Annotated in this window: 22 protein-coding genes and 2 pseudogenes; 12 read left to right on the top strand and 12 right to left on the bottom strand. The window is 47.9% G+C overall.

Annotated elements, in window-relative coordinates; genetic code table 11:
- Positions 1–20: 20 nt before the first annotated feature.
- Positions 21–1,358 carry a P-loop NTPase fold protein gene (locus tag H6F52_RS14790; protein ID WP_190535779.1) on the bottom strand — a complete coding sequence of 446 codons (1,338 nt, stop codon included), beginning with the start codon at positions 1,356–1,358 and terminating at the stop codon, positions 21–23.
- Positions 1,359–2,044: 686 nt separating this feature from the next.
- On the opposite strand from H6F52_RS14790, the gene H6F52_RS14785 reads away from it, so the two are divergent.
- Together H6F52_RS14785 and ftsZ are read left to right on the top strand one after the other, a co-directional pair.
- Positions 2,045–2,914 carry an FtsQ-type POTRA domain-containing protein gene (locus H6F52_RS14785; RefSeq protein ID WP_190535777.1) on the top strand — a complete coding sequence of 290 codons (870 nt, stop codon included), beginning with the start codon at positions 2,045–2,047 and terminating at the stop codon, positions 2,912–2,914.
- A gap of 260 nt (positions 2,915–3,174) precedes the next feature.
- Positions 3,175–4,455, top strand: a complete 1,281-nt coding sequence (gene ftsZ, locus H6F52_RS14780; protein WP_190412850.1) for a cell division protein FtsZ — start codon at positions 3,175–3,177, stop codon at positions 4,453–4,455.
- A 12-nt stretch (positions 4,456–4,467) separates the two neighbouring features.
- On the opposite strand, the gene H6F52_RS14775 is transcribed toward ftsZ, so the two are convergent.
- Positions 4,468–4,671 carry a hypothetical protein gene (locus H6F52_RS14775; RefSeq protein ID WP_190412312.1) on the bottom strand — a complete coding sequence of 68 codons (204 nt, stop codon included), beginning with the start codon at positions 4,669–4,671 and terminating at the stop codon, positions 4,468–4,470.
- 289 nt (positions 4,672–4,960) lie between these two features.
- Here H6F52_RS14775 and thiD point away from each other — a divergent pair, with 289 nt between their 5' ends.
- From thiD to H6F52_RS14760, 3 genes are all read left to right on the top strand, one after another.
- Complete coding sequence (thiD, locus tag H6F52_RS14770) at positions 4,961–5,788, top strand: bifunctional hydroxymethylpyrimidine kinase/phosphomethylpyrimidine kinase (protein ID WP_190535775.1); 828 nt, start codon at positions 4,961–4,963, stop codon at positions 5,786–5,788.
- A gap of 153 nt (positions 5,789–5,941) precedes the next feature.
- Positions 5,942–6,571: a hypothetical protein gene (locus tag H6F52_RS14765; protein WP_242033953.1), complete on the top strand. Its 630-nt coding sequence runs from the start codon at positions 5,942–5,944 to the stop codon at positions 6,569–6,571.
- A gap of 355 nt (positions 6,572–6,926) precedes the next feature.
- On the top strand, positions 6,927–7,265 hold the full coding sequence (locus tag H6F52_RS14760; RefSeq protein ID WP_190412314.1) for a P-II family nitrogen regulator: 339 nt from the start codon (positions 6,927–6,929) through the stop codon (positions 7,263–7,265).
- 12 nt (positions 7,266–7,277) lie between these two features.
- Here H6F52_RS14760 and H6F52_RS26450 read toward each other — a convergent pair.
- Positions 7,278–7,526: pseudogene (locus H6F52_RS26450) on the bottom strand (hypothetical protein); the annotation flags it as partial.
- A 97-nt stretch (positions 7,527–7,623) separates the two neighbouring features.
- Positions 7,624–8,205 (bottom strand): RdgB/HAM1 family non-canonical purine NTP pyrophosphatase, encoded by a 582-nt coding sequence (gene rdgB, locus H6F52_RS14755; RefSeq protein WP_190535773.1) that lies wholly within the window; start codon positions 8,203–8,205, stop codon positions 7,624–7,626.
- A 261-nt stretch (positions 8,206–8,466) separates the two neighbouring features.
- On the opposite strand from rdgB, the gene H6F52_RS14750 reads away from it, so the two are divergent.
- Together H6F52_RS14750 and H6F52_RS14745 are read left to right on the top strand one after the other, a co-directional pair.
- On the top strand, positions 8,467–9,927 hold the full coding sequence (locus tag H6F52_RS14750) for a hypothetical protein (protein WP_199300564.1): 1,461 nt from the start codon (positions 8,467–8,469) through the stop codon (positions 9,925–9,927).
- 510 nt (positions 9,928–10,437) lie between these two features.
- Positions 10,438–11,238 (top strand): hypothetical protein, encoded by an 801-nt coding sequence (locus H6F52_RS14745; RefSeq protein WP_190412316.1) that lies wholly within the window; start codon positions 10,438–10,440, stop codon positions 11,236–11,238.
- Between the two features lie 386 nt (positions 11,239–11,624).
- Here the strand turns inward: H6F52_RS14745 and H6F52_RS14740 are convergent, their stop codons facing one another.
- The 4 genes from H6F52_RS14740 to H6F52_RS14725 form a co-directional block, all read right to left on the bottom strand.
- Positions 11,625–12,335 (bottom strand): DevA family ABC transporter ATP-binding protein, encoded by a 711-nt coding sequence (locus H6F52_RS14740; protein WP_190535771.1) that lies wholly within the window; start codon positions 12,333–12,335, stop codon positions 11,625–11,627.
- A 51-nt stretch (positions 12,336–12,386) separates the two neighbouring features.
- On the bottom strand, positions 12,387–13,592 hold the full coding sequence (gene devC, locus H6F52_RS14735) for an ABC transporter permease DevC (RefSeq protein WP_190535769.1): 1,206 nt from the start codon (positions 13,590–13,592) through the stop codon (positions 12,387–12,389).
- 65 nt (positions 13,593–13,657) lie between these two features.
- On the bottom strand, positions 13,658–14,974 hold the full coding sequence (locus H6F52_RS14730) for an ABC exporter membrane fusion protein (RefSeq protein ID WP_190535767.1): 1,317 nt from the start codon (positions 14,972–14,974) through the stop codon (positions 13,658–13,660).
- 77 nt (positions 14,975–15,051) lie between these two features.
- Positions 15,052–15,792 (bottom strand): phycocyanobilin:ferredoxin oxidoreductase, encoded by a 741-nt coding sequence (locus H6F52_RS14725; protein WP_190535766.1) that lies wholly within the window; start codon positions 15,790–15,792, stop codon positions 15,052–15,054.
- A gap of 131 nt (positions 15,793–15,923) precedes the next feature.
- On the opposite strand from H6F52_RS14725, the gene H6F52_RS14720 reads away from it, so the two are divergent.
- Both H6F52_RS14720 and tatA read left to right on the top strand, forming a co-directional pair.
- A complete protein-coding gene (locus tag H6F52_RS14720) occupies positions 15,924–17,342 on the top strand; it encodes a serine/threonine-protein kinase (protein ID WP_190535765.1) in 1,419 nt (472 codons plus the stop codon).
- Positions 17,343–17,382: 40 nt separating this feature from the next.
- A complete protein-coding gene (gene tatA / locus H6F52_RS14715; protein ID WP_190412322.1) occupies positions 17,383–17,559 on the top strand; it encodes a twin-arginine translocase TatA/TatE family subunit in 177 nt (58 codons plus the stop codon).
- 53 nt (positions 17,560–17,612) lie between these two features.
- Here the strand turns inward: tatA and cphA are convergent, their stop codons facing one another.
- The 3 genes from cphA to H6F52_RS14700 form a co-directional block, all read right to left on the bottom strand.
- The gene (gene cphA, locus H6F52_RS14710) at positions 17,613–20,309 is read right to left on the bottom strand and encodes a cyanophycin synthetase (RefSeq protein WP_190429450.1); all 2,697 of its coding nucleotides are present in this window, start codon (positions 20,307–20,309) and stop codon (positions 17,613–17,615) included.
- A 268-nt stretch (positions 20,310–20,577) separates the two neighbouring features.
- Entirely contained in the window at positions 20,578–21,429 is an 852-nt protein-coding gene (locus H6F52_RS14705; RefSeq protein WP_190536016.1) for a cyanophycinase, read from the bottom strand.
- A gap of 99 nt (positions 21,430–21,528) precedes the next feature.
- Positions 21,529–21,717 (bottom strand): hypothetical protein, encoded by a 189-nt coding sequence (locus H6F52_RS14700; protein ID WP_190429442.1) that lies wholly within the window; start codon positions 21,715–21,717, stop codon positions 21,529–21,531.
- A gap of 140 nt (positions 21,718–21,857) precedes the next feature.
- Here H6F52_RS14700 and trmD point away from each other — a divergent pair.
- From trmD to H6F52_RS14690, 3 genes and pseudogenes are all read left to right on the top strand, one after another.
- Positions 21,858–22,541: pseudogene (gene trmD / locus H6F52_RS25780) on the top strand (tRNA (guanosine(37)-N1)-methyltransferase TrmD); the annotation flags it as partial.
- Positions 22,542–22,568: 27 nt separating this feature from the next.
- A complete protein-coding gene (locus H6F52_RS25775) occupies positions 22,569–23,156 on the top strand; it encodes a DUF1517 domain-containing protein (RefSeq protein WP_242029059.1) in 588 nt (195 codons plus the stop codon).
- 116 nt (positions 23,157–23,272) lie between these two features.
- Positions 23,273–24,523, top strand: a complete 1,251-nt coding sequence (locus tag H6F52_RS14690) for a PQQ-binding-like beta-propeller repeat protein (protein ID WP_190429444.1) — start codon at positions 23,273–23,275, stop codon at positions 24,521–24,523.
- Here H6F52_RS14690 and H6F52_RS14685 read toward each other — a convergent pair.
- Positions 24,520–25,188, bottom strand: coding sequence for a hypothetical protein (locus H6F52_RS14685; protein WP_190535764.1), 669 nt, complete (start codon positions 25,186–25,188; stop codon positions 24,520–24,522). The two genes, H6F52_RS14690 and H6F52_RS14685, sit on opposite strands and share 4 nt — an antisense overlap.
- Between the last annotated feature and the right edge of the window lie 279 nt (positions 25,189–25,467).

The following is a 25,467-nucleotide window of genomic DNA, read 5'->3' as shown; positions in this document are numbered from 1 at the left end:
CTGACCCAATCCAAGATACATCACGCTTCTAAGGGGTGAAGAGCCACTAAAGACTTAAATTTTGGCGTCTCCATCAAAGCCGGATTCAGCCCAAACCAGCGCCCATTCTCATCCCGATATTCAAAGACAAACATACTTCTGAGCAGCGTCTGATATTCTTTATCTCCCTTCACATTTTGCTGCTGCACCACCCGAAACAATAAGTCCCACTCCTCTTCATCAATCGCCAGCGCCAAATCATCACGGTATTCTTTAATCACATTCTCCAAACAACCACGGGAGAACGGTGGATCTTCTTGCTGAAGACAGCTGTAAAGCAATCCCAGTAAGTTCCGCACATGACCGCCACTGACCCGGCACAACCGATCCAGCGTTTCAGAAGCATCAAAAACCTTGGTCAATAGCTCTAGGTGCTGCTGTTCGTTCGCTTCTGGGAAGGCTCGTACCATCACCATCTTTCGCAGCAACGTCATTCCTGCCTCGCAATCCCGACCATCGCGGTTCCGCACCGGCACCATTGGCAACACTTTGGGAGCAACCCCACCCCCCAAACGATTCTTCAAAGCTTCGTAATCGTTAGAGAAAATTAAGGACAAGGGGATCGTGTAAACGACATGGCAACTCAAGCGGCGTAACTGTGCCCCCCGGTCGATAAACAGATATTCTGGCAGGGTACCTCCCGAAGGCATCGGTCGAGGATCGACCCGATCCAGGTTATCGATAATCACCACCAAGCCTTTTTGACCGCGTCGCTTCAGTTCTTCGTTCGCCCGTTTCAGGATTTCTTCATTGATTGCTTTTAAAAAGCCTTCGGTGCGGGGTTCTAGGTACTGCCGCAACTGATCCCGCAGCTTAGGGCTATCTTTAGTTTTGGCGGTAATTTTGCCAATCCCCACAGACAATTGGGCTTCAGCGGAGACATCAATCGGAGTCTGCAAGATGTCTTTGATCTCGTTGAAGAGATTGGAAAAGTAACTCGGTTTGAGCCGAATCTGAATTTCTTCCAGGCTTTCACTGACTTGACGCGCGATCGCCAGCAAAATATCGCTGATATCGATATTCGCCATGTCTAATTCTTGACTGGACTCGAAATAAACCACATGAAATTGCTGCCGTTCTAACTCGGCTTTCAAGCGAAATAGCTCTGTAGACTTCCCACAGCCGATGTGTCCGGTAAATAGTTGACTGGTGGGATCGTCGGGTGAAATCCGGGCAATGGTTCGCCCCACCGCCTCAATAATTTTGCCACCTCGCACCGCTGAGAAATCGATATAGTAGGGACGATCTTCCGCCCTAGAGAAGATGAGCGTCTTCGCAGGGTTACAAGCCTTATAGAATCTCTCCAAATCCAATTTCATGCCGACCTCTTGAGTATGCAGATCAATCCCTGTACTGATTTTTGTACTGCTAGACAGCTTCCGTTAAAGCGACCCTAGTCGGACTGGAGGGGCGCACCCCTCTTGCACTGAGATAGATACATCCTGGTAGAGTTGAGGGGATTTGAGAGGAATGCTTCGCCCTGAGTCGTCTAACCACCGGCTACTTTGCGGCTATAACGCGATCGCTCTCAGCTTGGTTCTCAGATGCGCTTCGATTCAGGTCGAATTGCGATGATTGCCTCGCCGAATCGTGCCGAGCGAGCCAAAAAGCGATGGAAAAAGCCCAGATTTTGGTGGCGAAGAGCGATCCCCAATTTTAAATTCTTTTTCCGTAGTCTAAACAGAGTTCATAATGACCCGGTCACGTTAATATTTAGACGTTAGAATTTCCCGCTACAGTTCCTGATGAGCCGTACTGAAAAGAGAAAAAGATTCTGTTAACTTCCTGTTAGATGAAATTGCCGAGCGAACCGATCGTGACTTTACCCCCGGTCAGCGGATTGGCGAGCATAGCGCGATAGCCCCGTCAGGAGGGGATAGTCGGAACTCCCAAGCGCTCTGTTTAAGTTAAAGAAGGACGCGTCTAAACTTACGGCGAACCACCATCAAGCTGTGTTGAGTGCAGTCTACCTCAAGCACCACAAACTCCCGATTGAGAAGTTAGGATGACAAGCATCGCATCAGTATCACAAACCGAATTGAGCCAACGGCGTCAAAAACTACGTCGCCAACGACGGATAAAATCTTTTCAAGCGATGTGGCGAGCGATCTTCGTCGCCGGTTTAGCAGGCAGTTTAGTTTGGGTGACAACTTTACCCGCTTGGGTGATCCGCAAACCCGATCAAATTGCGATTGAGGGCAATAAAACGCTTTCAATCCAAGCGATTCGGTCGCTGCTCCCCCTATCTTACCCTCAGTATTTGCTGCGGCTACAGCCGCAAATCATCGCCGATAAGTTGGAATTACAACCTGCCATCAAGGAAGCTACTGTTACCCGGCAAATGTTGCCGCCAGGACTCACCGTACAAGTTACGGAACGACAGCCAGTCGCGATCGCCCTCCGCACTCGCCACGCCAAATCTTCCACTTCCAGCCAAACCTCCTCAAATAGCAAAACGCGATCGCAGCCGGTATTGGGATTGTTGGACGAACAAGGCGTCTGGATGCCCTTAGAAAGCTACACCGAACTAGAGCGCACCATTCCCTTGCCGACCTTAAAAATCATTGGCTATCGGGATGAATATCGCCCCTACTGGTCGGCACTTTACCAAGCCGTTAGTCGCAGTCCGGTCAAAGTATTTGAAATTGATTGGCAAAACCCAGCCAATTTAATTCTGAAAACCGAGCAAGGATGGGTACATTGTGGTGCTTACACTTCTCGGTTTGCCTATCAGCTCACCGTCCTCGATCGAATGCGAGATTTGCCAGCACATTTTTCAACCAGCGAAATTGCCTATATTGACCTCAAAAACCCCGATTCCCCAGCAATTCAAATGAAAAAAGGCAACCCTCCCAAAAAAACCAAAACCTTATAAGCTTGGAGGGAACGCGAGTTCTGGCTTTAGACAGAAGGCGTCTTGTGAGCTAAATTCATTCTTCATCCTGCCAAGAGCGCATCTACTTTACGAATATCCTTCATCTTTTAGTAGGATCAGCCTTCAGACAGTTGACTCTAGACCTCTTCAAGAACGTCAATGCACTATGACTCTCATTGGTTTTAAGGGTCAACTTACCCTATAGTTGACTCATATCGCTACCTAAACTAAAAAGTTGTTTATTGACCCTTTCTATTGCAATGACGCTCAATAGTAAACCAGGGCTTGCCCACCAAAACTCAAATCCCTCAGGGAACGCAGGTCGTTCACCCGCAGTGGACGGCGCGAATCCTTTTAATAACACCGTGTTACATTTAGGCCATAATCACGATGCTAACGGAACACCCAGGGAAGAATCTAGGAGTGACAACATCGTGCTAGGTAGCGTCGCCAAAATTAAAGTCATTGGTGTTGGTGGGGGTGGGGGCAATGCGGTGAACCGCATGATTGCCAGTGATGTCAGTGGCGTAGAGTTTTGGTCAATCAATACTGATGCCCAATCGCTGTCTCACTCCTCAGCTGCTAAACGCTTGCAAATGGGACAGAAGTTAACGCGAGGTTTAGGTGCTGGAGGTAATCCTGCCATTGGTCAAAAGGCAGCGGAAGAATCGCGCGATGAGATCGCTCATGCCTTAGAAAACACCGATCTCGTATTTATTACCGCTGGCATGGGAGGCGGGACGGGTACGGGTGCAGCCCCGATTGTGGCAGAAGTTGCCAAAGAAATGGGAGCCTTAACGGTGGGCGTTGTCACTCGTCCTTTCACCTTTGAGGGACGCCGTCGCACTTCTCAGGCAGATGAAGGCATTGCCGCTTTGCAGGGTCGGGTAGATACGCTCATCGTCATCCCTAACGATAAGCTGCTGGCAGTGATTCCAGAAACCATGCCGGTTCAAGATGCTTTTCGAGTAGCAGATGATATCCTGCGTCAAGGTGTGCAAGGGATATCGGATATTATTACGATTCCCGGACTGGTCAATGTAGACTTTGCAGATGTCCGAGCCGTGATGGCAGATGCGGGATCGGCAATGATGGGGATTGGCGTGGGTTCTGGGAAATCGAGAGCCAGAGAAGCCGCCGTCGCCGCAATTTCCTCACCGTTGCTAGAGTCTTCGATTGAAGGAGCCAGAGGGGTTGTCTTTAACATTACCGGCGGTAGCGACCTGACGCTGCACGAAGTGAATGCCGCAGCCGAAACAATCTATGAAGTGGTCGATCCGAATGCGAATATCATTTTCGGGGCAGTGATCGATGACCGGATGCAAGGTGAGGTAAGAATTACCGTCATTGCGACTGGATTTAGCGGGGAAACTCAGTCTACACCGGCGGCGAGGGAGGCACGCACTTCCAGACAGCCACAGCGACCCATTGCACCGTCACCCGTTCCTCCTTCTACCCCCACGTTTGAGCCTAAACCTCAACAACAAGGTGGAGGATTGGATATTCCGGAATTTCTCCAAAGACGGCGTCCGCAACGCTAGAAGAATTAAAAATTAAAAATGGAACATTTCCTTTTTAATTTTTAATTGATGCGTGGGCAATCCAGCCTTAGTTAGCAGGGTGCGAAATTCTTCTAAACTTCCACGAAGCCGATTGAATTCGGTAGAAGTTCCGAATTCAATGATTACCTGTCCCAAAAGTGGGAAGACTTGACTGATTACAGGAGCGATCGCTACATCCATGCTCTCACGCCGCACGGATTTCCCCTCCTAAACTGGAAATTAGTGCGGCTCATCGTATATTTCCTCTAATTAGGTCTTTAGGCACATAACTCAGTTCTACTCGCTTCTCAAGGGCGGCATTGCAATAATTTGCCGATGAGTCGGCAAATTGTAAATTGAGCAGCACTCGATTTGCAGCAATTTGTAAAATCTAATCATTCAATTCAATTTAGATTGGGATTGGTTTCATCAAAATTTAGAGTAAAAGTAATTGTTAGTAGTCCTTAATTTGCGGGTATTAACTAATTACCCATTCCTCATTCCTATGACCGTTAAAAACCCTTCAAGCATACCTGTTGCTCTCACGATTGCCGGTTCTGATAGCGGCGGCGGTGCTGGCATTCAAGCCGATTTACGGACATTTGCCTTTCACTGCGTTCACGGCACCAGTGCCATTACTTGCGTGACAGCGCAGAATACGCTGGGAGTGACGCGGGTGGATGCTTTACCGACAGCAGCAATTGTCGCCCAGATTGAGGCTGTGGTGACGGATATTGGCGTCCAAGCAGCGAAAACGGGGATGTTGCTGAATGGGGAGATTATTGCGGCTGTAGCGCAAGCTGTGGAAACTTTCAAACTGAAGAACTTAGTCGTCGATCCCGTCATGGTATCGCGCACAGGTGCCCAGCTGATTGACAATGACGCTGTGGCAACGCTGCGGGATGTCTTAATCCCTAAAGCAGCGATTGTGACCCCCAACCGCTACGAAGCTCAATTACTGAGCGGGTTGCCGATTCATACCTTGGATGATATGCGCTCCGCTGCCCAACGCATTTATCATTTGGGAGGTGGTCCATCTGTATTAGTGAAAGGAGGCGGCATGGAGGGAAATCTACGCGGCATCGATATCTGGTTTGATGGGCACCATCTGGAAACGTTAAAAACCGCTACTGTAGAGACAACAAACACTCATGGCACGGGGTGTACGCTCAGTAGCGCGATCGCGGCTAATCTAGCCTTGGGCAAAGATCGGTGGTCTGCGGTTCAAAAAGCCAAAGATTATGTCACCACTGCTCTAAAATACGCTTTAGCCATTGGTCAGGGTCAAGGGCCAGTGGGACACTTTTTTCCCCTCCTACAATCGGAGAATTAAAACAATCGGAGAATACAAAGGTTATAGCAATGACACCGTAAAGATCGATTGGGGCACATTCCTAGTTGATTAAATAGCAAATTTGTTAAAAAATGGCTGTCAGAGTCGCCTCACTTTCCATTATTGTTGCCTTACCAAACTTAAACTAAATCCATGATGTCTAATCCCTCGACCCGCTCGCCAATGCAAAATGCTTATATTTCTGAGCAGACTCCCCAAAGCCCAATGAATACCTACCGTCCCTCAGTGCCAATTTCGGTTTACAAAGAACTCTCAGCAGAGTTACAAACAGCGCAAGCGATGCTGGACTCGCTGAATTCCCAGAATCAGCAGTTAGCCAAAGAAAATCAACAGCTGCGCCAAGAAATCGAAAAAGTTGTTCAGTCAGCTTTGCACGCACAACAGGTAGTCACTTCGTTTCCCTCCGGGAGTCGAGTTGAAGTTCCCCCTCCCTCCATTGAACCGGAAATTCGGACTGGATCAAACGCAACACCTAAGCGGCGTTCTCCGCAGCCTCCTCGTCCTCCTCGTTCGGCTGCGATCGCTCCGCCAGTGGAAGTTCTACCGCCTCCCCCTCCCAAAGCTGAACCAGCACCACTATCTGATTTTTCAGAAAGCTTGGTAATCGAACAGGAAGAAGGTCGGTATCGTCGCCCAACTCAGCCAGAGCGTTCCGCAGATGTGAGTGGCTGGTGGTTAATCATCGTCATCTTTTTGATTGTGGCGACAGCGTTTGGCACTGGCTTTTTGATTGTGCGTCCGCTTTTGAACAATAGTCGTTGAGCTTGCTGGTTGACGGCTGAAAGATTAACTCTGCTAGGAGTCGGAAGAACCGGGTGCATCTGCCTGGAACAACCGCTTTGATACAAATGGGGAAAATATTGCCAACCCCGCGCATCTTCACTGTACTGTCAAGTCAAACGCTTTCAAGGTAACGAGTCAGCGATATCCAGAGAAACCCCTTAGTTAGGGTTGGCATAATGGATGCCTCTGGTGGGAGTGAAGAGCAATATGTATCATATAATACAAAAATCTTTGTTTGAGCAGTGATAAAACATAGCCGCCGCTTTACGAGTACCTTTGGTTGTACAAATTGATTGTACAGATCAAATCCAGAACGAACTGAGGAGTTAGAAGCTTGAAAAAAGTTGAAGCGATTATCCGGCCTTTTAAACTCGACGAAGTTAAAATTGCGCTAGTCAATGCGGGAATTGTGGGAATGACCGTTTCTGAAGTCCGAGGATTTGGGCGGCAGAAAGGTCAAACCGAACGTTATCGCGGTTCCGAGTACACGGTTGAGTTTCTGCAAAAACTTAAAGTAGAGATCGTTGTTGAAGACAGCCAGGTTGATATGGTGATTGAGAAAATCATTGCCGCTGCCCGAACGGGTGAAATCGGTGATGGTAAGATTTTTGTCAGCCCGGTAGAGCAGGTCATCAGAATTCGGACGGGGGAAAAGAATCTGGAAGCTGTCTAAGTCAGGACTGAGGACTGAGGACTGAGGGCTGAGGACTGAGGACTGAGGGCTGAGGACTGAGGGCTGAGGGCTGAGGACTGAGGGCTGAGGACTGAGGACTGAGGACTGAGGACTGAGGACTGAGGACTGAGGACTGAGGACTGAGGACTGAGGACTGAGGGCTGAGGACTGAGGACTGAGGACTGAGGGCTGAGGACTGAGGACTGAGGGCTGAGGACTGAGGGCTGAGGACTGAGGGCTGAGGACTGAGGACTGAGTCATCAAGGTTAGAGGTCAGGAGTCATTAAAAATCAGAAATTAGAATTTTTGGCGATCGCAAAATTCTGATTTCTGGTTACTCGACTTCTAACTTCTGGACTTAACCCTCAGTCTTTAAAGTCTGTAGCTGGGGTAAGAGAATTTTAAAAGCTTGACCGCGATGGCTCCACTGACGCTTCAACTCAGGAGTCATTTCCGCAAAGGTCATTTGCTCTTTGGAAACGTAAAAAATCGGATCGTAGCCGAATCCTCCCGTACCGCGAGGGGCGTGGAGAATTTCGCCGCGGCAAACTCCTTCGGCTTGCAGGGCGATCGCGCCATCGGGACGAGCGATCGCGATCGCACACACAAATTGGGCTTCCCGATTCAGTTCGTTGCCGAGTTCATTCAACAGGCGTTCAATTCGATCGGGGTCGGTTTTGCCGTAACGAGCGGAATAAATACCAGGTGCGCCCTCTAAGGCGTCTACTTCCAAGCCAGAATCATCTGCGATCGCCCACTCTCCAGTCGCCTCTGCCACCTGGGATGCCTTCAGACAAGCGTTAGCCATGAAGGTGTCACCCGATTCCTCAATCTCCAGTTCCTCTGGCTTCAGGGTCAATTCCCAGCCAAATCCGCTTAAATACTTCTGCATCTCTCGCAGCTTGCCTGGATTTCCCGTAGCGACTACCAACACAGTCATCGCGATCGCTCCCTTGCTGGAATAAATACACACCTACACGATTATAGAAACCTGTTTTTGCAGAAGTTAACTTCTTTGCGTGCGATCGCTATCTGAAACTTGTAAAAAATCACCCATTCAGGTGAACGAAACAGCGGAACTAACTCGCACGATAGCAGCGTCAAGCGTTTTATCTGCTATATGCATTCGATGAGCGTTGGAGTGCCGCTCGTCTCACCTAACACGCTCTCCGCTTGCAAAAACAACTCTATTGAGGTTTCTATGAGACAGATTTTCAAAAAACACTCCAAAGCCGTAAACCCCGGTGAAACAGTTCACCAGTCCGAGCGAATTTTTGCCGTTTTAGTTCTAACTGGCGTCCTGTCTTTAGGCGCAGGTCTGACACTGTTACAAACCGCATTTGCTGCCCCAGCCGGACTTTCTGAGTCTATCACCAGACTGGTTAAGGTTAAAGACCAGAAAGTTGGGCAAAATCTTGACCGTAAGCAAGCTAATCGCTTACCGCCTCGGATTGCTAACGCTGTTCGTCAAGATTTGTCGCGTCAAACTGGCATCGCTCCAGGAAAGCTCAAAATTACTCAGTTTAGTCAGGAAACTTGGAACGATGGCTGTTTAGGACTTCCGAAATCGGGTGAATTTTGTACTCAAGCATTAGTTCCCGGTTGGCGTGTTGTCGTGTCTAGCAATAACAAAACTTGGGTCTATCGCACCAATTCTACAGGGCAAGTTTTACGTCAAGAAAAGTCGAATACTCCTGGCAGTAACATCCCAGGAAACTTCCCCAAATCTGTTGCCAATGCTGTGATTTCTGATGCCTCCACGCAGCTGGGTTTGCCGGTAAACCAGATTCGCGTCGTCCAGGTCGAACAGAAGACTTGGCCTGATGCGTGTCTAGGGATTTACGCACCTGATATTTTGTGTGCGCCAGCGACAGTAGAAGGGTGGCAGGTGACGGTAGAAGCAAGCGGAAAACGCTTGGTCTATCGCACGAATGCAGCTGGTTCTGTCGTGAAGGTGGATCAACTCGCGAGTTTGCCGAATTCCGTTCGAGATGCAGTCTTAAGGGAAGCTTCCAGACAGTTCAAAGTGCCCACGACCGAACTCAGCATCGTTCAAGCTCAACAGTACAATTGGGATAGCTGTCTGGGTTTGGGCGGTATTAACGAGAGTTGTCTTACTAATGCAATACCTGGGTGGCAGGTAACTGTACAAAGCAAGCTACAACTGTTGGTTTATCACACCAACAGCGATGGTTCCATTATTAAGTTCAATCAAGCAGCAAGTAAACTAAGCGATGCTGGCATCCTCAAGCCAATGCCAATCCCGACTAGCGAACTACCACCATCCTTGGATAAAAATGTGGTGTTTCGAGCGATTGCCAGTGGCGGTTTTACTGGCAGAACCTACGAAACTGTTTTATTGAATGACGGAAACTTGATGCGGGTTCGCATCGGCGATGCTAATGACTCCGAACGTAGCGTTCTCCGCATTCCTGTGCAACAGGTACGACAGTTTCAGCAATTGCTAGAACAGCAGCAATTTGCCCAATTTAAGAACCTGAGTTACCCAGCACCTAGTGGTGCTGCCGATCACATCACCTACACCCTTAGCAGCCGCAAGGGTACAGTTCGCTACACCGAGATTAATCAAGGGAGTTTGCCTGCACCTTTAGAGAAGGTGATCCAAACCTGGAATCAGCTTGGCAGCAGCGCCCAAAGATAAGATCGGGCAGAATCTAGATACTCTCATTCTTAGCCAATAGGGAAAGCAGCCCCAGACTGGGGCTGCTTTCCCTATTGGCTGATATCTTGCCAGTGAAGCAACTGAATAACACAGGGATTGCTGTTTGGCGATCGCTAAACAATTCCGGCTAGCGATCCTTGAGGAAGGTGTTTTGGCGATCGCGACGACTTTTCAAGGGTTTCAAGAGTTTTAGAGAGCCTTGCCAATCGGTGTTTTTGCCAAAGCTCCCGTGAGTGCAGTTCACAACCAACGATGAAAGTCTCTGTAGTTTCGCCTAGTCCGTGCGATCGCGCCGTTGCGCTAACAGCACGTTAAAGTCAGCTCTAATGAAGTGTGATTTGGGTCTAAACTAAGAGTCGAGCTGCTTTCCGAAAAATGATTTGACAGAATTTCACACTTGATTATTTATCTTTCATACTTTTTACTTTGTAATTTCTGCTTTTTTGGGCATCCTGAAAATAGACATGAATTTTTTTTAGGCTAGCGACTATGTCCACTCCGTTCCTTATTGTAGATTTGCGATTGGCTCAAACCCCTGCCAAGAAGGCTCAACCTAAAGCCCCTGCCAAAAAAACTCAAACCGCCCAACCAGCAGCCGCAGCCGCCAACGCTCAACCTGCGCCCATCTGGATGTACACTTCCGGAGGACTGCTGTTACTTCTCATTGCTGGGGCAGTATTTGTCAAGCTTAAAAAGGATGAGATGGCAAAGAAAGCCAAGATCCAGGATTTCAAAGTCAAAGACCTCCAGAAAAAGTTAAAGTTGGCGCTTGACTCTATTCATAGAATGGAAAGCAATCCTGACTTGGTTAACTCACGCGAATTCAACCTGGATTACCTCAGAATGCGAATGGATGAAGAGGTCTTTCACTTTGCCATTGTTAATCAAATCAAAGTCAGAGTAAAAGACTTAATCACTATCGCCCTGCGTCCTACCCAAGCATCACAAGCATCAGTGGGCATTGCCAGTACAGCGGGACGCCAAGTTGATGAGATTTTTGATGTCATTTATGAGACGGGAGAGGGTACGAAGCGCTCTAAGCGGGTGCTTTTCCGCATTCAAATCAAGTTAATGAAATTACCTACCCAAGCGACTTCTGCTACGATTAGCCAAATTATTGATTGTATTGAAACATTCCTCAGTCCAGCGGAAGACCACGATACTTGGCAACCCACAATTCAGGGTCGTCTTGCAAAACTACAATGGGATCAAAAAGCCAAACCGACACCTTTATTGGTGCTAGAACAATTGAGTGAAGGTGGCAATGTCACTATTCGCACAAAGCGCTAGGATGTTGAGAAATAAGTTCTTTTCCATCAGCAACCAGGGTGGATTCTGTTTAGTTATTCTTTAGTGACATCTTGCTCCGGGCAGTTGAAACCGCACAGCGATAGGAAGCACGCAAACGAAGCCTGCCGAGAGCAGGTTACAAAACCCTTGTTTTCGGTTAGTCCGCGCTTTTGGATTTGGAATGCAATCGTCTCAGAATTCTATTCTGAGGGCTTGATGCAAGATATGAGCTTAGTTACAATCATCTCTAAACAAAAGGCTTTCTTGAAATGTAGATGGCAAATGAAAAGATTGCCTTTTGTAGAATGAGCCATTCGCCAAAAATCATCTAGTGTATCAAGAGAAATCAACTCACTTCAATCGAATTTTTCACTCAGAAATCTGACTTAAGCAGGCGTTTTTTCGGAAATAATTGTATCGCGGACTAGACGCCCATCTTCCATGTGAATAATTCGGTCAGCAACATCTAAAATACGATTGTCGTGAGTTACCATCAAAATCGTACATCCTTGTTCCTTTGCCAATCGCTGCATCAGCTCGACAACATCGCGTCCAGACTTACTATCTAAAGCAGCAGTAGGTTCGTCAGCTAATACTAATTTAGGATGACTCACTAAAGCACGCGCGATCGCTACCCGTTGTTTTTGTCCCCCAGAAAGATTTTCCGGGTAGTAATTTACGCGATCGCCTAACCCCACCGCTTCCAACATCGCAGTTGACCTAGTTGCAGCTTCCTGCGACGGAATATCCCGATGCAGTTCCACCGACATTTGCACGTTCTGTCGTGCTGTTAGGCACTTCAGCAAATTGTGAGCTTGAAAAATATAGCCTATGTGCCGCCGTACCTGCACCATTTGGCTTTTAGAAGCTCCAATTAATTCCTGTCCTAATACTTTCAGGCTACCTTCTTGAGGAGACCTTAAACTGCCCATTAAAGTCAATAATGTGGTTTTTCCTGACCCTGATGGCCCGGTCATGATTGTAATTTCTCCCGGTTGCATTTCCAGATTTATATCAAATAAAATCTGTTTTCTGAGCGAACCTTTGCCAAAGTAATAATTGAGATTTTTAATTGCAACAATCGGTTCTTGCAGCATAATTTTTCAATTTCATTAAAATTAGCAACTAGCTATGTTAAAAAATACCCTTTAAAAAATATCAGCGGGGTCGGCAGCTCGGAGCTTACGGACTGCGATCGCACCTGAAATCAAGCACATAAAAATAGTTAAAAGCAACACTACGGTTGCTCGAACAACAGTCATTGCAATCGGTAAATTTGTACCGCCTTTTATAAAAATATAAAGCCCTGACGCTAACAAAAAGCCAGGAATATAACCTAAAACTGATAAAATTAAAGCTTCCTGAAAAACAACAATTAGTAAGTATAAATCCGTATAGCCTATCGCTTTTAACGTAGCATATTCAGCTAGATGATCGGCAACATCAGTGTATAGGATTTGGTAGACAATAACTGTACCAACAACAAATCCCATTAAGGTTCCTAAACCAAAAATGAATCCAATTGATGTACTGGTTTGCCAATATGTCTTTTCAAACTCAATAAATTCTTCATGGGACAAAATTTGTACATCTGTACAATCTTTATCCATATTTTTTAAGTCTTGGCATTTTTCATCATTCTTCTTTAAATTAAAGGACTCCTTCATATTTTGAATAACTTGACTTACATCCGCACCGGCTTCTAAATTAACCACTCCAATATCAATCAATCCTCTCTGTCGTCTAGGGAACATCCGAAAAAAGTTCAAATCGCTCGTTATCAGATTACCATCGGCTCCAAATGATGCGCCTAGCGTGAATAAGCCTTGTACTTTGACGCGACGGCTTTCTACTTCTGTTTCAACAGTTTTTCCCTGCTTAAACCAATCACCAACTGCCCCAAATTCTGGACGAGACGCTTCATCAAATAAAACAACATCTGGAAGTTTAATTTTATCTCGGTTATTTTTAACTTCGGGTAAATTTAGAATTTCTGCTGCGGGATTAAATCCAATTACCATCAATTGGCGAGTGCGGCGATTTTCTGGATTTTTCCACAAGCCAAAGCCAAGATATACTGGACTGACCGATTCTACTCCGTCAAAGCTGAGAGCTTGATACAGTCGCCGCTGTGGGAAACTTTTCATGGCAATCAAAGCCGTGGACTGGGAACTGACCAAAAAAACGTCCCCCTGCATATTTTCATGCAAGCTTACGGAGCTTTGAAAAAGGGCATCGCGAAACCCTAACTGCACAAACATCAAAATGTCAGCAAAACCAATACCGGCAAGTGCCACCAGCAGCCGCATTTTTTCACGGGTAAGCTGTAACCAGGCTAGAGGAATTTTTGGCATGATTCTACAAAACTTGTTGGCAAGGGGCTAATGGCTAATTGTTCAAAAACCATTAGTAAAGATAGCTAAATATGAATTTTGACGGTGACTTTAGAGTTAGTTAAACCGGCAACGCGGCGGCTGGACTCTGCATTTAGGCGAATTTTTACTTCCACCACTCTGGCATCTACATCTGCGGCTGGATCGGTATTTAAAATATCTTTTTTCCCAATTTGCAAGCCAATCTGATTGACCGTTCCTTTGAGTTCATCGGCAAAAGCATTGCCCTCGCTGTTAATCGTCGCTTGCTGCCCTAGCCGCACTTTTCCGATATCACTTTCATAGATTTCTGCGACAGCAACCATCAAATCGGTTTGCCCAATTTCGACGATTCCATTATTACCAATGGTTTCTCCAGGACGGGTATGAACTTTCAAAACTTGACCAGCAACGGGTACGCGGACATAGGCTGATTCCAAGTCGGCTTGCGCTTGTTTGACGGATGCGATCGCGTTCTCAATTTCGGCTTGTGCTGCTTGGACATCGACGGGGCGAATTTCCGCAATTTTTTCTAACGTCGCTTTGGCTTCGTTAATTTGCTGTTCTAAAGTGGCGATTGTCTCTTTAGCAGTGGCTTTGGCTTCGTTAATTTGCTGTTCCAGGGTAGCTACTTTCTGGTTAGCAGTGGCTTGAGTTTCGTTGAGTTGCCGAAGTGCCGTTTCTACTTCTAAGCGCTTGGTGTCAAAGAGAGAAGCTCCAACGGCACCTTGTTGATATAGCTGCTCATAGCGATCGAACTCCTTTTTCGCATTATCCATCTGGGCAGTCAGGCGGGCAATCTTAGCAACAGACGCATTTTTTTCCCCTTGCAGTTCGGCTTCTAAGCGAGCTACCGTCGCTTGTTGAGTGGCAATTTTCCCGCGTAACTCCTCTTGGGTGCGAGCGATCGCTGCCTTCTGAGCGGTAATTTCCCCGGTTTGCGCTCCAGCCTTAACTTTATTGAGATCGGCTTGGGCGACTTTGACTTGTTGTTTTGCCTTGTCCAAAGCTGCTTGTAAGCGATCGCGATTGTCGAGAATTGCCACCACTTGACCTTTTGTGACCTTATCTCCCTCACCGACCAAAAGTTGATCCACGCGAGCAGCGCCCTGAACCGACATAGGAGCAGAGAGTTTGATCACTTCCCCTTGTGGTTCCAGACGCCCTAAGGCAGTCACAGCAAGCTTAGGAGGCGTACTTGGCTCTGCTGCTGGTACCGGCTGCTGAGCAGCTTCTCGCAAGGCATAGAGGTTGTAAACGGTAACGCCGCTGGTTGCTAAAGCACCAGCCACGACAACCGCGATCGCCCACCGCCCTACAGGTTTTACGAATGGTTGATTCTTGGAGCCAGATTCCTGTGCCATAGCCTCTAAGGAAATTATTTTTATTAATTAATCTTAAGAGGTAGGCATCAATCTGGCGAGGGAATCTTACTAGCAGATTAAGCACTCGGTAAGTCAAACAGAACGGTCGTCATGTAATGTTCTGCCCACTCCTCGCCAAAGGCTTTTTCTAGCACTCGACGCGTTTTGTCGTTTTGCTGCTGTTGGGTGCAGTAGTTGCGTTGACCCTGCAAAATTTCAGCTTGCTGTTCGGCAGAAACGGGTTTGGCGGCTTTGGCATTAACACAATGAATTTCTAAAAACGCCTCGACGCGAGAGAGAAACTGGGTTTCTTCCTCTGGATTACTGGGTCGAATAAAGATGCAGAATTCTGAAAAGATTGCGCCCCAAGCGGGTAGTTCGCGCGGTTGGGAAAATTGAAGGGCTGGTAGTGCCTGAAGTTCAGCGGTATAGTTTGCCGGTAAGGTGCGGTCGCTGCTTGTAGGAGAAAGATCGGCGATCGCGGCACTAATCTGTCCCCGTCCCCCGACTAAATCGCAGCCAAACATTGGCAGCGCGTATTCTAGACGCGGAAACATCACGCAATGCAAAATATCCAGCATTGTGCCGACTTTTGCCAATTCCAGGTGCATTTTGCGGAACTGCGGCGACTGGTAGCAGCGATTTTCAATCGTTAGCTTTTCACCTTCTAATCGCCCTTCCACATACCCCAACTCTTCTGGCAGGTGGTAGGGAGAAAGGTCGAGATGGCGGTGCCAAACTGCCTCGATAGTGTCCGCTAAATTGCGAATCAGAGGGTGTTGTTGTTCGCGTAGGGAAGGCTTAGAAGTTTCGAGCATTTTTTTAAAATTTGTTTTCTTTAGCGTACAAGAATCCAGTAATAAAGGCAGGTAGGTTAAGGATATCAGCTTGCCACCCGCGATAACCCAGAGTTATAACAACAGCTAATAGCTAGGGGCAGGCGATAAGTATGAAGGGTGAAGTCTTTGGCGATCGCTACCAAATCGAACAACAGCTTGGAAAACGCGCTGGAAGACGCACACTCCTAGCGCGTGACCAAAAAACGCAACAATTAGTAATAATCAAACTATTGACTTTTGGCAGTGATTTTGAGTGGGAGGAGCTTAAGTTATTTGAACGGGAAGCGGAAACTTTAAAATCTTTGACACATCCGGCGATTCCGCGCTACCTGGATTATTTTGAGCTAAATTCACCGAACTACAAAGGATTTGCCCTCGTCCAAACCTACGTGGAAGGGAAATCTCTAGAGGAACATCTCAAAGGAGGACGAACTTTCAGCGAAGCAGATATCAAGCAAATTAGCACTGCAATTCTCGAAATTCTCAACTATTTGCATAGTCGTCAACCTCCAGTTATCCACCGAGATATTAAACCCAGCAATATTTTATTAACCAGCCGTTCTGGTAATAATGTTGGCGGAGTTTATTTAGTTGATTTTGGGGCGGTGCAGACTCTCGCCGCCAGGGAAGGCGGGACAATTACAGTTGTGGGAACTTATGGTTATATGCCGCCAGAACAATTTGGCGGACGTGCAGTTCCCGCATCCGATATTTACAGTCTAGGTGCAACTTTAATTTATCTGGCAACAGGTCAACATCCTGCTGATTTACCTCAAACAGATAACCTGCAAATTAAATTTGAAAAAACTGCCAATCTCAGTCCTGTTTTAATCAATTGGTTAAAGCGGATGACACATCCCAGCTTAAATCGACGCTTGGCTTCTGCTAGTGAAGCACTACAAGCATTAAAACAAGAACATCCAACAGCAGATAGCTTTCCTCTAGTTGTCAAGAAACCAACTGGTAGCAAAATTTCACTGACTAAAAATGCAGATTTTATTAAAATTAGTATCCCTCCGAAGGGACTTACTGCTTCTACGATAGGGTTGTGCTTTTTTGCGATCGCTTGGAATTCATTCATCTTCGTGTGGACAAGCTCTGTCCTATTTGCACCACTAGGCTTCAACTTGTTTATGGTGTTGTTTTCACTACCCTTTTGGTTTGCTGGCGTGAGTATGAGCTGGCAGATTCTCTTTGCGTTATTTGGACGATCGCAGCTTTATAGCAATCAAAAGCAAATTTCACTGACATGGGAAATATTTGGATTTAAATTCCATCGTCCTCGTCCAGCATTGAGACAGGATATTAACAGGTTGGTATACATCCCGAAACACCATAAAAAAGACTCAGAAGGAAACCGGGTTGATGTTCCAGGCAAAATCATTATTGAGGCAGGATTAAGGCAGTATGAACTTAACGCTGAGAGTGGCGGCATCCATGAAGCGGAACTCGAATGGTTAACCCAAGAACTTAGCGAATGGTTGGAAATACCCATTACAAGAGATTATCTTCCTCCAGCCGCTCGATAGTCTCCTATAGTTGATTGTGGATAGTTCGCAGGAAACGGGTATGTTTGGTTTAGGATGGCCTGAAGTGGGAGTAATCGCGATCGCAGCGATTTTAATTTTCGGTCCCAAAAAGATTCCCGAACTGGGAAGTTCGCTGGGTAAGACTTTACGCGGCTTCAAGGACGGAGTAAGGGGCGTGGACGAGGAACCATCAGATGAAAATCAAGACCTCAAATAACGGGTAGGGACACGGCATTGCCGTGTCCCTACAAATACATAACTGATGAGCGTTTAAAGGGTCTGTGCTACAGACGCCTTCAAGCTATTTTGATTTTCTATCGACGGTGCAACCGGCTGATGTCCGTTTTCCCCTTGAGGGCGACGCGCCTCAATTAAGCTAATCGCACGGGTGACGCTTTCTGGCAAAATGACCACCAAACTGCCTTCTGGAGCTTGCTCCAGCGCCGTATTTATGGCGGTCGTCTCATCCAGAATGGTTTCATAGCGGGAATCTGGCTTTTCTTGCTGAATTCCCTGAGAGATTAAGGCAGCTGCCTCACCGCGAGGACGCCCCCGCGTATCATCATCTTCCTTGATGATGATGCGGTCAAACATATTAGCCGAGAGTATGCCCAGAGTAACGAAATCTTCGTCGCGGCGATCGCCAGGGCCACCCACCACACCAATTCTCTCACCAGGCCAGTTGCGGACAAAACCACCTAACGCCTCATAGCTGGCTGCATTGTGAGCATAATCGATCAGAGCATTATATTTGCCCATCTCGAACATATTCATCCGTCCTGGTGTCTGAGCGGTTGAAGCGCGGAACGTATTTAAGCCCTGACGAATTTCCTCAATCTTCACCCCTTCCGCAAAAGCCGCCAAACTCGCCGCTAGCGCGTTGGCAATCTGAAAAGGTGCCCGTGCCCCCATCGTCAGCGGCACATTCACCGCTTGTTCAATCCGTAGTACCCAATCTCCCTTCAAAATTGACAAATAGCCATTTTCATAAGCCGCTGCCAAACCGCCCCGACGGGTATGTTCTCGCACCAGCTCATTTTCTGGATTCATGGTGAAATAAGCTACTTGTCCTTGCACCCGCCGCGCCATCGCTGCTACCAAGGGATCGTCGGCGTTCAGGACGGCATAGCCTTCTGGCATCACCGATTCCACCACGACGCTCTTGAGATGAGCCATATCTTCGATCGTTTCAATATCGCCAATTCCCAGGTGGTCGGCAGCCACGTTTAAGACGACACCCACATCAGAGGCACTGAAGGCTAAACCAGAGCGGAGAATCCCCCCCCGCGCCGTTTCTAGCACCGCCACTTCTACCGTGGGATCTGAAAGAATCAGCTGGGCACTTTGAGGGCCGGTGTTATCCCCCGGTTCCACCATATAATCCCCAATGTAGGTGCCATCGGTGGTCGTGTAGCCAATCGTTTTCCCCGTCTGCTTGAAGATATGGGCAATTAGACGAGTCGTTGTTGTTTTACCGTTGGTGCCAGTAATGGAAATGATGGGAACGCGAGTGGGCGCTCCAGGCGGGAAGAGCATATCTAGCACTGGGGCAGCCACATTTCGCGGCAAACCCTGGCTGGGACAAACGTGCATCCGGAATCCGGGGGCGGCGTTCACCTCAACAATCACCCCATCCATTTCTCGCAAGGGTTTGCTGATATCGGATGTCACCACATCAATTCCAGCAATATCCAACCCGATAATCTTGGCGACTCGTTCGCAAAGCCAGATATTTTCGGGATGGATCTCGTCAGTCCGGTCAACAGCAATCCCGCCAGTGCTGAGGTTGGCGGTTGCCCGCAGATAACAAATCTCTCCGGCGGGTAGCACGGTCTCCAGGGTATACCCCTGCCGTTGCAACAGCGTGAAGGTGGTGCGATCTACTTCAATTTTGGTGAGGATGTTATCGTGCCCTTCACCCCGATGGGGATCGCTATTGGTTAGCTCAATCAATTGCTCGATGCTGGATGTGCCATCTCCTACCACATGGGCGGGGACTCGTTCCGCAACTGCCACCAATTTGCCGTTGACCACCAATACTCGGTGGTCGCTTCCAGTATAGTAGCGTTCAACAATCACCGAGCGAGTTTTAGAAGCACTCTTGGCAGCATCATAGGCTTCTTCTGCTTGTTGGAAGTCGGTGATATTGATAGTAATGCCCCGTCCGTGGTTGCCGTCGAGGGGCTTGAGGACGATTGGGTATCCCCCCACCTCTTGAATGGCGTCTTCAAGTTCGTCCAGGTAGTGAATTACCGTGCCGCGCGGAACCGGCACCCCGGCTTGGCGCAACATTTTTTTGGTGCCTTCTTTGTCGGAGGCAAGTTCGACACCCAAAATGCTAGAGTGGTTGCTCAAAGTCGCCTGCATCCGCTTCTGGTAGACGCCATACCCTATCTGAATCATGGCGCGAACGCTTAAAGGCATCCAGGGAATTCCCCGCGCTTCGGCTTCTTTGACAATGGTTTCGGTGCTGGGACCGAGGGCAGCAGCCCGTGCGAAATCCCTCAGGTCTTTGAGATCCTGTGCTAACTCCTGAGCGGAGTAGGTGCCGGTGTCTACAATACTCTGACAAAGGCGCACGGCGGCTCTGGAGGCATAGCGACCGGCTTGTTCATCGTGGTACTCAATGACCACCTGGTAAATGCCTGGGGTGGCTGTTTCGCGGGTACGACCAAAGCCAGATGGCATCCCAGCGAGTTCCTGGAGTTCTAGGGCAACGTGTTCGATGATGTGTCCCATCATCGTGCCTTCTTTGACTCGGCTCAAGAAACCACCTCGACAGCCAGGGGAACAGAAGTGTTCTTCCAGACTTGGCAGCACCTGGATTAATCCCTCGTAGAAGCCAGGAATCTGATTGGATGGCTTTTCTGCAAGTTCTTCTAAATCTAGGCGCATGACGACCAATTTTTGCCGTCGAATACTCCAGTAGTTGGGACCCCGTAATGTCTGGATTTTTAAAATTCTCATGGCTACTTTTGCGGGTGATTCAGAGGATGTGGGCTGTCGAATCGCGGGTAGGGACGAAGATGCAAGCGATTTCACATCTGCTGCTTTTAAGAGAAAACTTTGCCAGAAAGGCTTCGCCCTTACTGAATCCGCTGCTACTTTAAGCAATTCCCTAGTTTCCAGCTTTAAAAAGTCACTAGACTGTTCTCCACGAACAGTTTTTTGCCAAAAAGGCAATCATGACAAGTTTTAAATTTGGAATTGAAGTACCGCTAGTAATATTCACTCATCAGCCATCGGGTAGCAGGATGACTCGCTGGTGTAAATGGTAGCGATCGCCATAACTAAGAATATGCAACCGTAGATTGAAAATACTAATCGGATCGGTTGCTCCCACTAAAGATTGATTCGTGTGAGATATCTCCCCAGGATCGACGATAGACACGGTGCCTTTGCCGACTACCTGTAAAAGACCATCCGCTTCCACTAAGGCGCAAGTATCTTCGTCAATCCCAATCCCTAATTTGTCTGGATGAGCCGAAATCGCACTAATCAAACGCGCCATGCGATTGCGATTGTGAAAGTGTTGATCTACGATCACATCCGGTAAAATCCCTAACCCTAGCGTCATATCGACTAGGGAACGATTGGGAGACTCGCCGCTACCGCCTCCCGCAATCATATGATGTCCCATCACCGCCGCTCCTGCACTGGTTCCTGCCAGCGTAATCTCTCCCAGTTGCGCGCGGTATCGGACTCTTTCCATAAATGGCGTCTCGCCAAGCAGTCCACAGAGTCGCAGTTGATCGCCTCCAGTCATGAAAACCCCTGTACACTCTTCAATGTACTCGTGCATCAAGGGATCGTAACTCTGCTCCCGTTCGCGGATATCTAACACTTTCACTACTTTCGCACCCATTTCTTGAAAGATGGTGAGGTAGCGATCGCCAATCACCGCAGGTTCTCTGGATGCTGACGGAATAATCGCAATGCAGGCATCAGTCGAGCCAGCACGATTAAAAAAGGTTTGTAATATCTCTCGTCCGTGAACTTTGTCTTCCGCACCGCCGATCACCATGATGGCGGTTTTCGTTGATTGGGGCATCCTCTGTACTAAGGATTGAGGTTCTAACTGCAGCATCATGTTGCTCTTGAGCATAGGGTGATATCGAATACTATCGTTCTGCCAGTTGATAGGAATGCCAATTTATCCTGATGCATGGTTCTTGCTCAACTCCCTCTAACCCCCTTGCTCACCAGGACAATCTCTCTTTTCACGCTTGTCAATCGTCTCAATTTCCTTATCAATCTTTCTGGCAGGCGTTCCATCAACATCACCAAACAATTTAATTGTTTTTCTAGGTTGTTGAGTAACAAACGTTACAGATCGCCCATAGCTTGTCGCTTTTGGGCTTAATCCTATATGCATAATGCCAGATCGAGTCAACTTTTTTTATAAAATATTTAACATTATCTTGCGATTAGGGATACCGGGTAGTGGGTAATCGGTAGGAATTCGTAGGGAATGGGTAAAATCAACCTACTACTTAACTATCACCGACTTCTGCTGTGCGATTTGATATTGTTACTCTTTTTCCAGATTTTTTCTCCTCTCCTCTGAGTTCGGGACTATTAGGGAAAGCTTTAGCCAAACAGATTGCTTCCGTGCATCTGATCGATCCCCGTAACTTTGCCACCGATAAACACCGCCGCGTGGATGATGAGCCTTACGGCGGCGGAGTAGGGATGTTGATGAAGCCAGAGCCGATATTTGGTGCTGTGGAGTCACTGCCAGTTCTAGCCAGACGCGAGACGATCCTGATGACGCCGCAGGGAGAACCGATGAAGCAACCGCTGTTTCGAGAATTGGCAGCCAATTATGACCAATTAGTAATTATTTGCGGTCATTATGAAGGTGTCGATGAGCGGGTGCTGAATTTGGTGACACGGGAGGTCTCTTTAGGAGATTTTGTCTTGACTTGTGGAGAAATTCCGGCGCTGGCACTGCTCAACGGCACCATCCGCCTATTACCGGGAACGGTGGGGAAGGAAGAGTCTTTAAAAGCAGAAAGTTTTGAGGCGGGATTGTTGGATTATCCTCAATACACTCGTCCTGCTGACTTTCGCGGGTGGAAGGTGCCGGATGTTTTACTATCGGGGAATCATGCGGAGATTGAACGCTGGCGAAGAGACAGACAAATCGAGAGAACGCGCGATCGCCGTCCCGATTTATTTGCTGCTTGGTTGCAAGATTCCAGTTCCAACCAAAAACCAAAAACCATGAATCAGAATGAGCTTGAAAATGATATCGTCACCGTTAGCACACTACAGATAGCGCTAACAGCCCAAGCGGGTGCGATTCAATCAAAATTGTCTCAATTAAGTCTCACGGCGAATACTCAAACCCAGGAAGGGTTGATGCAGCTACTACAAGCATCTGTGCAAGCACTGCTAGAAAATTCCGAATGCTGGACTCATGTGTTGGGGAGTTCACAGACAGTTTCTAGTCGGGAGGAAGCCGAAACAGTCTTCAACAAACTTTCGTTACAAGAACGTAGCAAATTTACGGCTGAAACCCTCTCTAACGTAGATGGCAAAGTTACCCAGCAACAAGTTGAACTCGATCCAGATGAAGAACAACCTGCATACATCGTCGTAACATTGCTAATCGGCACGGCTGACGATCAGCCGTTATTTGAAAACCTCAATTCTGCACATACTGTAAAGCTTGCTTTAGAGAAAGTTACAGCCATCAGCCTCGACTATCTAATGGTGTTTGAACTACTCTGGAGTCCTCAGGTAGAAACTGATGCACTAACTCAAGAGGAACTTTTGAGCGAGTACCGTGACCTGGTAGCGATCGCTTAATCTCAAGTTTTACAACTGACTGCTTGCAGGCTAAAAAGCTTAAATTATGGAGAAAATCAGCCGGGTTTAGTTTGTTCCAAATTATGATTTTCTCAGGTTGAAGTGGAGTCGTCCCGGTGTTAAAAAAGCTTTTCAAATATGTACTGGTAGGTGTAGTGCTGGTGCTGGGCTACCACGCGATCGCTTCTGCCATTAGTGCGGCATCGACTCGTCAGCCTGTGTGGTCAGTAAACCTACACGCTAGTACGGCACCAATCGCAACAGAGAACCGATTGCTGGTGCCAACGGGGAATACAAAGCCCTCAGCACTTCAATCACTCGATCCGGCAACCGGGAAGGTGCAATGGCGGAGCCAGCAGCCGATTGGCAGGGTGTTTGCTATAGAGGGTAATACTATCTATGCCAGCGATTTCGGGCTACTGCCACTAGTTGACGATCCCAAAAACCTGGTGACGCTTGATGCCAACACAGGCAAGACAAAAGCAGTATTGCCACTTGACAATTCAGACTTTGCGGGAATGATTGGAGTATCTCAGGGAGCCTTCATTCTCAACAGCTATGTCAGACAGGGAGTAGAGAGCGATCGCAACGAAATTTCTGCCCGTACTCCAGATAAACTGCTCTGGAAGTTTGTCACCCCCAAAGACAGTATGGTTTCTACCTTTGAGAGTGTGGACTCCAAATCGCCTGTGGTTCAAAATGGGGTAGTGTTTTTGCCCGTGTTAGTTAATCCCAGTACACCCCAAAGAGGATACCAACTCACCGGATTGGATGCCGCTACAGGCAAAGTCCTCTGGACTTGGAACACCTCAGCTGAGCTAACGGATGTCACAGTTTTAGGAGACACTGTATATCCGGCAGTGTATAGCAAAGACCGTACAGGAAAGGAACCTGGTTGGGTCAAGGCACTCGATTTAAAAACGGGCAAGGAACGCTGGACTCATACGATGCGGGGCGGTGAAGCCAAGCTAGCGAGCGATCGCGAAGTCTTCATCTGGGATGGTGATGTCAAGACGAGTACGCGATTTGTCGTTTTGGATCGGCAGACTGGGGCTATGCTTCGGCAATTTACCTTATCTCGCCAGGATCGGCAAGAACCCAGACCCATCGCTCTGGCGGACAATATTATTTACACGGCTGATATGGAAATCGAAGGTGTCAGCGCTCTTGGTTTCTATGGTTCAGCAAAGAACCATAGTCGGGTGAATGCCTTCGATGCCACAAGCGGACAGGTGCTTTGGCACACCCCGACACTCCGTGAAAGCCATATTTATCGATTTGTTCTGAATGGCGATCGCTTGTTCTTAAGCAGTAACGGGCTAGAAAACAATGTCCAGAGTGTTGTGCAGTCCTTTTCTACTCGCTAGAACCGCTGACGCAAACTCCAGACCAGAAACCCGCCTGAGATCGCAGCGTAAAGCACAACGCTGACAGATGCGATCGCCCAAAAGAATGGATTCCAAGCACTCTGGCTGACATCAATCCCCATCGGGCCGACAAACCTTTGCAGCACATCGATACCAATACTACTTGCGATCGCGCCAACACCACTGACCAGTACCCACCAACCTGCTTGCGGCACTTTTGTTCTCAGCACTAGCCACTGAGCTACCCCCAGCAAGATGCCGTAGATACCATCAAACAAAAACTGAGGCAGCACGGACATGGGGGGCATCATGCCACCTATCAAGCCGGAAGCTGGGGGCATAAGAGTCACTGCCCATAGCCCGTTAATTACCGCCAAGGCGATCGCACTTCCCAAACTGGTTGCCAGAACCCAAGAGCGAATAGATGGGAGCCACTGCCTTAAAACCAGCCATTGAGCAGTTCCGCCTAAAGCACCGCCGATCAGTCTAAACACGATGAGGATCAACAAAAGGCTAGTGCTACCCCCAGTGAATCCTCCCCCTGTCGCTGATGCAACCGCTCCGGCAACTCCGTCCACAATGATTTGCAGCAGTTTAGCCACGACGCAGGCAACTAACCATTGCCACAAAAGTTTCTTCCATGCCAAAGATTTGTCGATCGTCACGCTCAATCACTCTTTAAGTCATTTATTCTGTCAAATGTGGCTTATTTTAAGGGCAGATTATTGGCGACAAACCCCCATTTGCCGTCCTGATAAACAGCTGCCAGACCTTCAGAAAACTTCGTCGCTAAGTAGCTGGGACTAATTAAATGTAAGATGGGAGCGGTTCTCTAAACGGAGTTTTCCATTATTTATGCCTGCTCCTATTCGGATTATCTTAAGCGAAGCAGAGGACTCAATGTTAAGCGAGTTGCGAGTTGCTCAAAGCGTGCCGCAACGCAC

Source organism: Coleofasciculus sp. FACHB-542 (assembly GCF_014695825.1).
In the GTDB taxonomy this organism is placed as follows: Bacteria; Cyanobacteriota; Cyanobacteriia; order Cyanobacteriales; family FACHB-T130; genus FACHB-T130.
The sequence above is the reverse complement of the archived record's forward strand: the minus strand, read 5'-3'. Positions and strand labels throughout refer to the sequence as shown.

Bases quoted from the DNA above. Each gene is read 5' to 3' on its own strand.
- H6F52_RS14790 (WP_190535779.1), bottom strand. From the start codon at position 1,358: ATGAAATTGGATTTGGAGAGATTCTATAAGGCTTGTAACCCTGCGAAG.
- tatA (WP_190412322.1), top strand. From the start codon at position 17,383: ATGTTTGGTTTAGGATGGCCTGAAGTGGGAGTAATCGCGATCGCAGCG.
- H6F52_RS14725 (WP_190535766.1), bottom strand. From the start codon at position 15,792: ATGCTCGAAACTTCTAAGCCTTCCCTACGCGAACAACAACACCCTCTG.
- H6F52_RS14730 (WP_190535767.1), bottom strand. From the start codon at position 14,974: ATGGCACAGGAATCTGGCTCCAAGAATCAACCATTCGTAAAACCTGTA.
- thiD (WP_190535775.1), top strand. From the start codon at position 4,961: ATGACCGTTAAAAACCCTTCAAGCATACCTGTTGCTCTCACGATTGCC.
- H6F52_RS14745 (WP_190412316.1), top strand. From the start codon at position 10,438: ATGTCCACTCCGTTCCTTATTGTAGATTTGCGATTGGCTCAAACCCCT.
- devC (WP_190535769.1), bottom strand. From the start codon at position 13,592: ATGCCAAAAATTCCTCTAGCCTGGTTACAGCTTACCCGTGAAAAAATG.
- rdgB (WP_190535773.1), bottom strand. From the start codon at position 8,205: ATGACTGTGTTGGTAGTCGCTACGGGAAATCCAGGCAAGCTGCGAGAG.
- H6F52_RS14750 (WP_199300564.1), top strand. From the start codon at position 8,467: ATGAGACAGATTTTCAAAAAACACTCCAAAGCCGTAAACCCCGGTGAA.
- cphA (WP_190429450.1), bottom strand. From the start codon at position 20,309: ATGAGAATTTTAAAAATCCAGACATTACGGGGTCCCAACTACTGGAGT.
- H6F52_RS14765 (WP_242033953.1), top strand. From the start codon at position 5,942: ATGATGTCTAATCCCTCGACCCGCTCGCCAATGCAAAATGCTTATATT.
- H6F52_RS14785 (WP_190535777.1), top strand. From the start codon at position 2,045: ATGACAAGCATCGCATCAGTATCACAAACCGAATTGAGCCAACGGCGT.
- H6F52_RS14720 (WP_190535765.1), top strand. From the start codon at position 15,924: ATGAAGGGTGAAGTCTTTGGCGATCGCTACCAAATCGAACAACAGCTT.
- H6F52_RS14700 (WP_190429442.1), bottom strand. From the start codon at position 21,717: ATGCATATAGGATTAAGCCCAAAAGCGACAAGCTATGGGCGATCTGTA.
- H6F52_RS14740 (WP_190535771.1), bottom strand. From the start codon at position 12,335: ATGCTGCAAGAACCGATTGTTGCAATTAAAAATCTCAATTATTACTTT.
- ftsZ (WP_190412850.1), top strand. From the start codon at position 3,175: ATGACGCTCAATAGTAAACCAGGGCTTGCCCACCAAAACTCAAATCCC.
- H6F52_RS25775 (WP_242029059.1), top strand. From the start codon at position 22,569: ATGAATCAGAATGAGCTTGAAAATGATATCGTCACCGTTAGCACACTA.
- H6F52_RS14705 (WP_190536016.1), bottom strand. From the start codon at position 21,429: ATGCTGCAGTTAGAACCTCAATCCTTAGTACAGAGGATGCCCCAATCA.